Consider the following 11,332-nt stretch of genomic DNA (forward strand, 5'->3'; position numbering starts at 1 on the left):
GGGTTATTAGGCATGCGGAAGACCAAGAGCAACGAGATCGGGTTGGACGTGGATTGGGAAAAATTCCTGGCACTGAATGATATGGAATGGGTTGTGAAGCCAGTTAGCTGGGATGAAGGGGCCTTCATCGGCAATGGACTCATCGGTGCGATGATTTATGGCGAAGAGCATGCGAAGAAACGGCATGTGCTGCGCTTCGTGACCGGCCGGACGGATGTTACAGCGACTCGGACGGATCGTCCGGGCTTTCCACCTCGCGTACCGATTGGCGAGCTGAACTTGGAGCTGGAAGGGATGATCTATCATCCGACGCAGCTGCGGTTGGATTTGTGGAACGCGGAAATTAGCGGTAGGCTGACAACGACCAAAGGTGAAGTGAAGCTTCGTGCTTTGGTTCATAGCGAAGAACCGGTCATGTGTATTGAGATTGATGCTTCTGCAGGGGAATTGGGGGCAGGATTGCAGTGGTATGCGCATGCGGAGGTAGATCCTGTCTTGGTGAATGCCGATGGCATTAATTTGAACCAGTTTATTCCTGACGTACAGTTGAAGAAGACGGTTTGGAAAGGAGTAGCCGTCACGGTTCAAACGAATACGACGAATGAAGGCTGTGTGACAGCTTTCAAAGAAGTTCAACTGTCGGAAACGCGAAAAGTTTATTACCTATCTGTGGCCAAGGGCTGTGATGATCTGGCACAGGAGGAGGCTGTTAACGCGGTCGTGAGGGCTGCCTCTACTCCCTATGAGGCATGGGTAGAGGCTCATCGTGCATGGTGGCATCGGTATTATCAGCTAAGCTTCGTCTCCATTCCGGATGGACAGCTAGAAAGCTTTTATTGGATCCAAATGTATAAATTGGCCTCGGCAACAAGGGCAGATAAGCCTTTGATCGATAATCAAGGTCCATGGCTCGCACCGACACCTTGGGCAGGCGTCTGGTTTAATATGAACGTGCAAATGAGCTATTCGCCGGTGTATACGTCGGGTCGTATGGACATTGGAGAGTCACTTGTACATGCACTTAAAGATAATTTCAAACAATTAATTCGCAATGTACCTGAGCCGTACCAGCATGATTCTGCAGGACTTGGACGCAGCTGCAGCTTTGATCTGGATAGCCAAGTGGACGATGAGGTCGGGAATTTGACTTGGGTGTGCCATAGTTTATGGCGGCATTACCGATATGCGATGGATGATCGGATGCTTGCGGATACACTTTATCCCATCCTGCGGAGAAGTATCAATTACTATATGCATCTTCTAGAAGAGGGCGAGGATGGTTATCTCCATCTGCCGCCGACGATCTCTCCGGAGTATGGCTCTTTTATGAAAACAAAGGCGGCAGATTGCCATTACGATCTGGCTCTCTTGCGTTGGGGATGTGAAACACTGCTGCATATCTGTGAGCGCCTACAACAAGTGGATCCACTCCAGATTAGCTGGCGAAATGTATTGGAACGATTGACGCCGCTACCTGTCGACGAGACTGGTTTTATGATTGGGCGGGATACGCCGCTTGCATACGGACACAGGCATTTCAGCCACTTACTTGCTATATTCCCGCTTCATCTGATCGGATGTGATCGTGAAAAGGATCGCCAACTCATAGAAAAGTCGCTGCGACATTGGATTCAAAAGGAAGGCGATCTCCGTGGCTTTAGCCTGACAGGCGCTGCCTCCATTGCCGCTACGTTAGGCAAGGGAAGCGAAGCATTGCGCTATTTGAAAGCGCTGATGCATATCGTGAAGCCGAACACGATGTATAAAGAAGCTGGACCGGTCATCGAGACGCCGCTCGCGGGAGCGGAAGCGATTCACGATATGCTGCTCCAAAGCTKGGGCGGTACACTGCGAGTATTTCCTGCGGTACCTGATGAATGGCGCGAAGCAGCATTTCATGATTTGCGCGCAGAGGGCGCTTTTTTGGTCAGTGCAGTGAGGCAGGCAGGCCAAACCATCTGGATTCGGGTGAAGAGTTTAGCAGGTGAGCCGTGTCTGATCAAGTCAGGCTGGCGAGGTGTTGTGAGATGGAACATCACAGGAAAAGAGAATGATTTCAGTACTGTTGTGGACGAAAACGAGGGATTTCTTCACATAGATTTAGCTGAGGGTGAAGAAGCGATCCTCTATCAAAGTGATGATCGGCCAGAACTTCATATCCAAGCGGTACACATGCCAGAAAGACCTATTCGCCCTTTTGGGGGTCACAAGCCTTGGCGGTTGTATGGATTTCCAGGGGCATAATAAAGAGGGTGACATCTTTCATACGCGAGTTAGTCGGTTTAGCCCGAAATTGTCGAATTAATCTCACTGATTGCGTCTGTAATTCTTACTTAGTCCGAAATAGCCGAACTAAATCGACCCAAACAACCCTCACGTTAGGAAATTGGGTAAACAATTCGGCAGAATCGGACTATTGGTCCTTTTTACAAAGGAATCCTCGTTTTAATTCGGAGATATCGGACTAACGCAGATTCCAACAAGGAGACCAAACGCAAAGGAGCTAAGCGCATTTAAGCCGCATAGCTCCTGAAATTACATCTGCAGGTTATAGGTCGACTCTTTTGAAATTTGGAAATGGGTGTTCGGCTTCAGGAAGCGATGACAGACTTACCAATTCGGCAACTCGCATGATTTGTTCCCAAACCGGCCAAACCTTCGGAGATGAATGTGCCTTGTCTTTCGCTTCTTCGGACAACCACTCGAATATTTCAATCAGCGTACCGTCTACGGAAATCAATGTGACTGGTGGGAATTCCGTGATGAGGCCTTCTTCCCGAAGAATCGGGACGTGACCTTTGATAATTTCGGCGAGCTCACTTTCCTTACCAGGATGAGGGCGGTACATCGCCATGGTGAACATACTATTATTAGACATAAGAAACCACCTTTTACTACGGAATTGAAACCAATTTGAAGATAAGTATAGCAGAGCTGGTTTCATTTCTCCAAATTAGGAGGCTATTTGAATTGAAAAATGATTGATCAGAATGTATGATAAATGAAAGGGTGTCGTATATATATTCCGTTCGATGTTTACTAAAATTGAAAACAAAAGGGGTCAGATTACAAATGAAAGTGGAAATCAAATCACTTGGTGCCAAAAGCATGTTTAAAACAACCTTATATCTCATGAGCATTCCAGTCGGAATCATGTCTATTTTTGGAATTGTAGCATTAATCATTGGAATTGCTATAGGAGATTCAGGCATGACACTTGCTTTCCTTCCATTGATCATCATGTCATTTTTCATGATTTTAATTTTCGGAGCAATAAGTATGTTAGTTAGTGTCATTTATAACTTCTTTGCCAAAAAATTTGGCGGACTTGAGTTAACCATAACAACGAAGGACATAGAAGCATCAAAAGAAGATATCCTGGAATAGTCATATGTACATACGTCAAAGAGCTTCTACAAAGCAGAACAATCTGCCTGTAGAAGCTCTTTTATTTCCCCGGAAATCCCTTACAAAGGATAACAAATGATGGTGTTATACATCGTTTTCTCATCTGCGATGTTCTCATAAACATGGGGCTGATCGGCGGAAAAGTGAATGGCGTCTCCGGCCTTCAACTCGTAGGTTTCATCCTGAATACGAAGTCGAAGCGCACCGCTGATCATCAAAATATACTCCTCAACACCTTCGTAATGTGCTTCCGAGGCGTGGGTACAGCCGATATCAATTTCAACCGTGTAGATCTCAAATTGCTTTTTCTGCTCAAAAGGGACGATCGGGAATGCCCGATAATTCCCATCTTCTTCTAAGAACGGTTCAATCTCATCGAGGTGGATGTGGTTCACTTTCGGAACATTGTCCTCTATGAGTGAAGTAAACGAGATGTGAAGTCCATTTACAATTTTCCATAAAATAGAAATGGTTGGATTCGAATCACCACGCTCAATCTGCCCGAGCATTGCTTTGCTGACGCCTGTTAATTCTGCGACCTGATCCAGGCTGAGTGACCTTGCTTTGCGTATATTTTGAAGGTTTTTCCCGATCTTCTTATGAATTTGCTCCTGATCCATTGATTTCTCCTCTTCCTACAAGTACCTCAATTATAAACCAAATTTAGCATAGCTGTGAAATATTTTCAAATACATATGTACAATATCTCATCCATATGTATAATATATTGTATATACAAGATAACGCACAAAAAGTTAATATAGTAAACTTTCTTCTTTTTAAAAAGGGGGCATACAACATGAGAGAAACGATGATCGGACTTGTCAAAGAGGTTCGTGGACCTGGTGCGGTTTTACGGGAAGTACCGATACCGCACTGTGGACCTGACGAAGTGTTGGTTAAAATTAAAGCTACATCCATTTGCGGGACGGATGTTCATATCTATAAATGGGATGATTGGGCGGAAAGCGCAGTCGTCACACCGAATGTTTTCGGTCATGAATTCGCTGGTGTGGTCGAAGAGATAGGCAGCCAAGTGACCAATGTGAAAGTCGGAGATCATGTTTCAGCAGAAGGCCATATCGTATGCGGTGTGTGCAAAGCTTGCCGAACCGGCAACGCGCACGTCTGCCCGAATACGGTTAGCTTTGGGATTACAGCTCCAGGTTGTTTTACTGAATATGCGGTCGTTAAGGCATCGAACGTCATTCATAACAGGCCGGATATGCCGTTTGAGCTCGCATGTCTGCAGGATCCGCTGGGAAATGCGGTCCAGACTGTATTGTCGGGCGAAATTGTTGGGAAGTCGGTCGTTGTCATCGGTACCGGACCCATCGGATTAATGGCTGTTGCCGTTGCCAAAGCGAGCGGCGCAGGAGTCGTGATGGCTGTTGATATCAATCCGTATCGTCTCTCTTTAGCGAAGCAGATGGGTGCAGACTATATCATCAATAGCCGTGAGGAATCCATGGTAGATGCCATTCGAGCATATACCGGAGGTGAAGGTGCTGAAGTTGTCTTAGAAATGTCAGGTTATCCCGATGCGATTCGCGGGGGCTTTGAGGCAGCAGCTTCTGCGGCTCGAGTATCCTTACTCGGGATTCCTACACAAGAAGTGCCGCTTGATTTATCGCGCCATATTATTTTCAAAGGCTTACGTATTGAAGGAATTACTGGTCGGCGTATGTACCATACCTGGTATCAGTTGAAAGGCTTATTAGATCAGAAACGAATCGATCTGAAACCGCTAATCACTCACACATTTTCACTGAATGACTATGAGAAGGCGTTTGAATTGATGATATCGGGGCAATGCGGTAAAATCGTTTTTTTACATGACACGGAAGTTAAATTACCTTCAATTAAGGAGTGTGCGATTCATGGCTAGTTGGAACACATTAGAGAAAGAACTAGAGCAATTGAAGAAGGAGGGGCGTTACCGTCCTCTCACCGTATGGGAAAGCGGCTCAGGTGCTTGGATGTCATTGAAGGGGCGTTCTGTTCTACAAATGTCTTCGAATAATTATTTGGGACTCACCGATCATCCTGGCATGAAGGAAGCGGCTATTCGTGCGATCGAAAAATATGGCGTTGGCAGCGGATCCGTACGTACGATCACTGGGACGCTTGATATTCATGATCAACTTGAACAAGAGCTGGCCAAATTCAAGGGAACGGAAGCGGCACTTGTTTTTCAATCCGGCTTCACGGCAAACCAAGGCGTCTTAGGTCCGTTACTTGGACCCGATGATGTTGTGATCAGTGACGAGTTAAATCACGCAAGTATCATTGACGGTATTCGTTTAACGAAAGCGCAGCGGAAAGTTTTTGCACATAAAGACATGGATCAATTGGAAGCTGCGTTAAAAGAGAGTGCCGGATTTCAGAAGCGCATTGTTGTCACGGACGGTGTTTTTAGCATGGACGGAGACATCGCACCGCTGCCAGCTATTGTGGAGCTTGCTGAGAAGTATGATGCTTTTGTCTATGTAGACGATGCCCATGCAAGCGGCGTGCTCGGCAAGAACGGGAAGGGATCAACGGATCATTTTGGCCTGCACGGACGTGTACACATCCAGATCGGTACGTTGTCGAAGGCGGTCGGGGCTGTTGGGGGTTACGTGGCTTGCGAGCAAGTTGTCAAAGATTACCTGATCCATAAAGCACGCCCTTTTTTGTTCAGTACGTCCCAAACACCGGCAGTAGCGGCTACTTGCCTTGCGGCAATCCAGGTGCTTCAACAAAGCGGCGACCTCATTGCAAAGCTTTGGGAAAACGCTGCGTATTTCCGCTCGAAGGTGCAAGCTCTTGGCTTTGACACAGGCGCCAGCGAGACACCAATCATTCCTGTTATCGTGGGGAATCCGGCGAAGACGATGCAGTTCTCTGATTTGCTTTTGCAGGAAGGTGTCTACGCTCAAGGGATCGTCTATCCGACAGTGGCGATGGACAAAGGTCGCGTGCGATTCATTGTCACGGCTCAGCATACACGGGAAGATCTGGATTTTGCGCTAGACGCGTTGCATAAGGCAGGGAAACAGCTCAATCTGATGATGTAAAAACATAGATCGTTTGTCAAAGAAACACCACTTTTCTATTAACATGGGAAAGCGGTGTTTTTTTATGAAAACAGCTGTGGGCGATATCCACGTGTACAAGGAATTTATTGACACCCCTACGAAATCAACATAAAATTACAACAAAGAACTCATGAAACATCACGATTCAACATGATCAGTACATTAAATAGGAGGTAACATCGGATGCTAATACATTTTCTCGGAACTGCTGCATATGAGGGAATTCCATCACTTTTCTGCCAATGTGTAACGTGTCAACAAGCTCGTGAGCGCAAAGGAAAAAATATTCGCTCACGCACCTCGGTGATTATAGACAAAGTATTGAAGGTCGATTTTCCGCCGGATACGTTGTACCACTCGCATCAATATGGCTTGGATATGAATCAGATCCAGGATTTGCTGATCACACATTCGCATTCCGATCATCTGTATGCAGAGGATATGGCGATCCGAGCGGAAGGCTACGCACAATATGGTGAAAGTACGATGCATGTATATGGGCACGATATCCCTTTCCGACTCTGCTTCCAAGCGCTCAACGGACTCACACATAACTATGAATTCCACAGAGTGCTGCCGTTCGTGCCCATTCAGACGCAAACTGCAACCATTGTTCCCCTCTTAGCCGATCATGATAAATTAGAGACATGCTTGCTTTATTACATTGAAAAAGATGGGAAGTCCATCCTCTACGGCAATGACAGCGGTTGGTTTCCGGAGAAGACTTGGGCATGGCTCCAAGATAAAAAGATCGATCTAGCTATACTTGAATGCACAACGGGTCGAAGTCTTCATCGTGAAAATCACATGAACATCGATGCTGTTCTAGAAACCAAAGCATGGATGGATACGAACGGAGTTCTCAAAGAGGGAGCTCAGGTTTTCGTTACGCATTTCTCCCACAATGCAGGCTTGCTGCATGAAGATCTTGTTGATATTTTTGAGCCAAATGGCATACAAGTTGCTTATGATGGTTTGATCGTTACTTTGTAAATTGCGAATAGTCGGATTTCTCACTATTAGCGCTGCGAATTCCTATACTGCAAAGGAGACAGATCAGTCCAACGACGGAACTGTCTGCTGAAGCTGCCTAAACACGAGAAGCCCAGTTTCTCACTAATTACTTCCATCGAAAGACCTGAGTGCAGAATTAATGCCTCCGCTTTTTTTAATTTGAGCATGCTTAAATATTGGCGAGGAGCAATACCATAAACCTTTTTAAATACCTCATTGCAATGGCTTCTACTTATATAAAGCTCTTGAGCAACTCCATGAATAGTGATCGTGGTATCCATAAATTCATGGAGCTTACGTTCAATGGTATGTGCTAGTTCAATTTCTTCTATGTTCAATATCTTGTTATGGAGAACAATACGGTCATTAGGAAGCGATACCAAATTCAGTATTTCCACAAACAACTGAAGAATCGTGGATTGAAACAGCAGCTTTTGAATCGTTGTTAAATCGTCATTCTCCGTCGATCTTCTTCCGATCACCCTCTGAATGTCCTTAAACAAGTTCTGTAATTTGGAGAAAGGTCCACCTAAATGAACAAAGTTCAAACTATTTAATTCGTTTCGAACCTCAACATCTTCTAAATCAAAATGCATCGAAAAGTAAGCAAGGGCATCTTTGGATACATTGATCGTGCTGTGGCTAACTCCTGGACTGATCAATAACCAATCTCCACATTTCATTTCAATAGATTCTCCATGAATCCATTCCATAAAGGTTCCTGAATGACAATACAGAAGCTCATAACCTTTATGATTATGCAGATGATACGACCATCCAGACAACACGGTTGTAAAATGGGTAGGCCCTATGGAGATGGGATTATTCATTGCACTGAGCCTGAATGGCTGTTCCAAATTGCATCACTCTCCTATTTCTTATATTTTAATTTTAACGACAAATGGTTAAATTTCAAGTTCATCTTGTCGTTTCTCCAAAAGTTTCGAGCAGTTACAATTACAGTAACGAACCTCAAAAGGAGAAATGTTACTATGACCATCTTACTTACGAAAGAGCAATTAGAATTTTACAGAAAGAATAATTACTTGCATGTGAAAGGGGTTATCCCACAAGATCTATTGGATCTGGCTACTGGGATCATCATGAAATGGGTCGATGAATTGGTAGAGAAGTGGAGCAAAGAGGGATTGTTGAAGGATAAACGAGAGGATCTTGATTTTCAACATCGTCTTGTCAAACTGTGGGAAGCAGCAGGTAAACCTAAATATAGCCGCAGCCCCAGGAGAGATCTTGTCGGTCCTGATATGTTTAATTTCTTCAAACATCCTGTTATGTTGAATGTGGCTTCGGATCTACTTGGTACGTCGGAGCTTTCTGTTCACGGCATCTTTAATGCAAGACCAAAGTTGCCAGACCAGAAATGGACGGATACTCCTTGGCATCAAGATGCCCAGTACTATCGGGATGCTGAGAATGTACACGTCTTATCGATGTGGATGCCTTTGCAAAGGGTGACCGAAGCTAATAGCTGCCTGCAAGTAGCGCCTGGATTTTTTACTGATACGCTGCTAGAAGGAGCAATTGACGAAGAAACCAACTTCTTGGGGCTGCGCAAAGAAGACGCCAGTCATTTGAAAGGGCTTTCAATAGAAATGGAACCAGGAGATGTACTCTGTTTCAATCAACTACTTCCTCATAGGGCCCTTCCCAATAAATCTGATCATGCGCGTTGGTCTATGGACATTCGTTATGAAGCCACTCCAACCGCTACTGCAAGTGGGAAGTCTCAGGGTTTTATAGCACAAAGCCTTAACAGTCCTGAATCAGTAGAAACGTATGAGCAGTGGCTTGAGAAATGGTCGAATATACCTATCGGAGCGTATTAGAAATAATAGTAGCTTACAAAAGGGTGATAAGTAAGATTTGAATATTATATATTCTCTTTCAGCTCCGCTACATTCAGTTTTATATTTAATCAAAGGGATTCGCTTGGCAGTAGCACATCAAGATTTGAGCCAAACATAAAATTTTCCCGAGATAGTTAGAACTAATCCTTTATGTTAAAATGTGGTTAAAAAGTTAAAGGTGGATTCAATGAAGAACTGTTCGCAAATCATGGGAATTCCAGTACCGAAAATAACTATGGAAGATACAGTTCAAATAATTGAACAAGCAATAACTGATAAAAAAGCGGAAATGTTCCATGTGATAACACTAAATCCAGAAATCACAATGTCCTGTCAACATGATCCACTGCTCCGTTCAATAATTGATGAGGCGGGTCACCTTACTGCCGATGGTACTGGTATTGTCATGGTCTCTCGATTAAAAGGGAATCCACTTCCAGAACGTGTTACAGGATGTGATCTTCTCATTAATTTATTGGAGATTGGAAATAAAAACAATTGGTCGTTTTATCTTCTTGGCGCGAGTGAAATGACTAGTAAAAAGGCTGCAAAAGCAATAAGTATAGCTTACCCAAACATATCTGTCTTGGGTAGACAGCATGGCTTTTTTGATCAGAGTGTTGAGTTACAAATTGTAGATGAAATTGCGACCTTGAGTCCCGATATTTTAGTAGTTGCGCTTGGAGCCCCAAAAGCTGAATTTTGGATACATAAGTTTAAAAATAAATTGAATGTTAGGGTTGCAATTGGGGTTGGAGGAAGTCTCGACATCATTGCCGGGACAGTAAAAAGAGCACCCGCTATTTGGCATAAGTTAAATGTGGAATGGCTTTATCGATTAATTAATCAACCTTCTAGATGGAGAAGGCAATTAAGATTGCCTCGTTTTGTAATAAAAGCTCTATTATTTAAAGAAAACAATCGGAGTTAATAATTGTTCATGATTTTTACTTGAATTATTTATGTTTTAAAAATAGTTAAGGGGCTTGCTTCGCGGCAGCTCCTATTTTGTTTATTGAAGTAATGAGAGGACGTGATGGAGTGATTGTAATATTGGAGAAAATTAAGGAAGAGGAATTAGGTGTACTTAAGAATCTCTTGGAATTTGCAGCTTATGATCTAAGAAAGTTATCATGACATCATAGGGCATGAAACCGAGGGACGAGCAGTTTAACACAGGTGTTTGCATACAAGTACATCTTTTGGAAAACTTTATATATTATGCTTTCCAAAGGAGAAAGACATGAATAAAACTATACTCACAATATGTATATGTGTTGCAAGTTCCATCACTTTTCAAACGGTTTGTAGTTCTGCTGAAATAGTACCTTTAACAACAGATGATTACCAACAGATTCAATTAATTAATTTTTCTTCTCCTGACACCACATCCAAAATATTCCTTTGTAGGAGGTAATTGATATGAAAAAGTTTATTTTAGGATTAATCTGTGGGATAGTTGTTTCCGTCTCAACTGTTGCTGTTGCTTCTGACACGACGATACAAGCATATTTATTCCCTTCACATTTTTATATTAATGGGGAAATCAAGCTATTGGATCAAGAAAATCCTGTTTTAAATTATAATGGTCATGCCTATGTGCCTGTTCGTTATGTTGCGGAAAATATGGGAGGATATGTAGATTTTGATAATACTAATAATGGCATAAAGATAAACTATTTTTCTGTAGACAAACCCTTTCTTACAGATCCCCAGTATCCTAAAATAAAAAGAATGGTTGCATTACGCAAACATGTCCGTTACGAGGAGGCTTAAATGAATAGGTATTTTTATACATTAGCACTAGCCTTAATATGTTTTATTACCGTTATGGTTACGCATGGATATGCTCTTGAAGGAAGAGATCTGGTTTGGAAGTCGACTAAATCTAGTAATATTGATCGGGTAGAAACCGCTTTTTCTGGGTCCCTTGCATGGAATGGCAGTCGATATATTGCAGCT

General features: G+C 43.4%; 12 protein-coding genes. 9 read left to right on the plus strand and 3 right to left on the minus strand.

The genetic code is table 11. The features are described 5' to 3' along the window. Window positions 1–12: 12 nt before the first annotated feature. Complete coding sequence (locus AC1DVJ_RS22040; RefSeq protein ID WP_477593317.1) at window positions 13–2,244, plus strand: glycosyl hydrolase family 95 catalytic domain-containing protein; 2,232 nt, start codon at window positions 13–15, stop codon at window positions 2,242–2,244. Window positions 2,245–2,548: 304 nt separating this feature from the next. Here AC1DVJ_RS22040 and AC1DVJ_RS22045 read toward each other — a convergent pair whose 3' ends face one another. After that, window positions 2,549–2,878, minus strand: coding sequence for a hypothetical protein (locus AC1DVJ_RS22045; RefSeq protein WP_477593320.1), 330 nt, complete (start codon window positions 2,876–2,878; stop codon window positions 2,549–2,551). A gap of 194 nt (window positions 2,879–3,072) precedes the next feature. Here AC1DVJ_RS22045 and AC1DVJ_RS22050 point away from each other — a divergent pair, with 194 nt between their 5' ends. Then, entirely contained in the window at window positions 3,073–3,387 is a 315-nt protein-coding gene (locus AC1DVJ_RS22050; RefSeq protein WP_477593322.1) for a DUF3566 domain-containing protein, read from the plus strand. Window positions 3,388–3,467: 80 nt separating this feature from the next. Here the strand turns inward: AC1DVJ_RS22050 and AC1DVJ_RS22055 are convergent, their stop codons facing one another. Beyond that, window positions 3,468–4,028: a helix-turn-helix domain-containing protein gene (locus AC1DVJ_RS22055; RefSeq protein ID WP_477593324.1), complete on the minus strand. Its 561-nt coding sequence runs from the start codon at window positions 4,026–4,028 to the stop codon at window positions 3,468–3,470. 179 nt (window positions 4,029–4,207) lie between these two features. Between AC1DVJ_RS22055 and tdh the strand changes: the two genes are divergently transcribed. The 3 genes from tdh (at window position 4,208) to AC1DVJ_RS22070 (ending at window position 7,481) form a co-directional block, all read left to right on the plus strand. Continuing rightward, entirely contained in the window at window positions 4,208–5,296 is a 1,089-nt protein-coding gene (gene tdh, locus AC1DVJ_RS22060; RefSeq protein WP_477593326.1) for an L-threonine 3-dehydrogenase, read from the plus strand. Then, window positions 5,289–6,467 carry a glycine C-acetyltransferase gene (locus tag AC1DVJ_RS22065; RefSeq protein ID WP_477593328.1) on the plus strand — a complete coding sequence of 393 codons (1,179 nt, stop codon included), beginning with the start codon at window positions 5,289–5,291 and terminating at the stop codon, window positions 6,465–6,467. Before tdh ends, AC1DVJ_RS22065 begins: the two co-directional genes overlap by 8 nt. Window positions 6,468–6,671: 204 nt before the next feature. Then, on the plus strand, window positions 6,672–7,481 hold the full coding sequence (locus AC1DVJ_RS22070) for an MBL fold metallo-hydrolase (protein WP_477593330.1): 810 nt from the start codon (window positions 6,672–6,674) through the stop codon (window positions 7,479–7,481). Window positions 7,482–7,507: 26 nt separating this feature from the next. Here the strand turns inward: AC1DVJ_RS22070 and AC1DVJ_RS22075 are convergent, their stop codons facing one another. Continuing rightward, window positions 7,508–8,332: a helix-turn-helix transcriptional regulator gene (locus AC1DVJ_RS22075; protein WP_477593332.1), complete on the minus strand. Its 825-nt coding sequence runs from the start codon at window positions 8,330–8,332 to the stop codon at window positions 7,508–7,510. A 162-nt stretch (window positions 8,333–8,494) separates the two neighbouring features. Between AC1DVJ_RS22075 and AC1DVJ_RS22080 the strand changes: the two genes are divergently transcribed. From AC1DVJ_RS22080 to AC1DVJ_RS22095, 4 genes are all read left to right on the plus strand, one after another. Further along, complete coding sequence (locus AC1DVJ_RS22080; RefSeq protein ID WP_477593334.1) at window positions 8,495–9,349, plus strand: phytanoyl-CoA dioxygenase family protein; 855 nt, start codon at window positions 8,495–8,497, stop codon at window positions 9,347–9,349. A gap of 181 nt (window positions 9,350–9,530) precedes the next feature. Continuing rightward, window positions 9,531–10,301: a WecB/TagA/CpsF family glycosyltransferase gene (locus AC1DVJ_RS22085; protein WP_477593336.1), complete on the plus strand. Its 771-nt coding sequence runs from the start codon at window positions 9,531–9,533 to the stop codon at window positions 10,299–10,301. A 491-nt stretch (window positions 10,302–10,792) separates the two neighbouring features. Next, window positions 10,793–11,146 (plus strand): stalk domain-containing protein, encoded by a 354-nt coding sequence (locus AC1DVJ_RS22090; protein WP_477593338.1) that lies wholly within the window; start codon window positions 10,793–10,795, stop codon window positions 11,144–11,146. Further along, the coding region (locus AC1DVJ_RS22095; protein ID WP_477593340.1) for a hypothetical protein at window positions 11,147–11,332 on the plus strand (186 nt) is incomplete at its 3' end.

The sequence above is a fragment of the Paenibacillus sp. P4_A9 genome, from assembly GCF_056402415.1.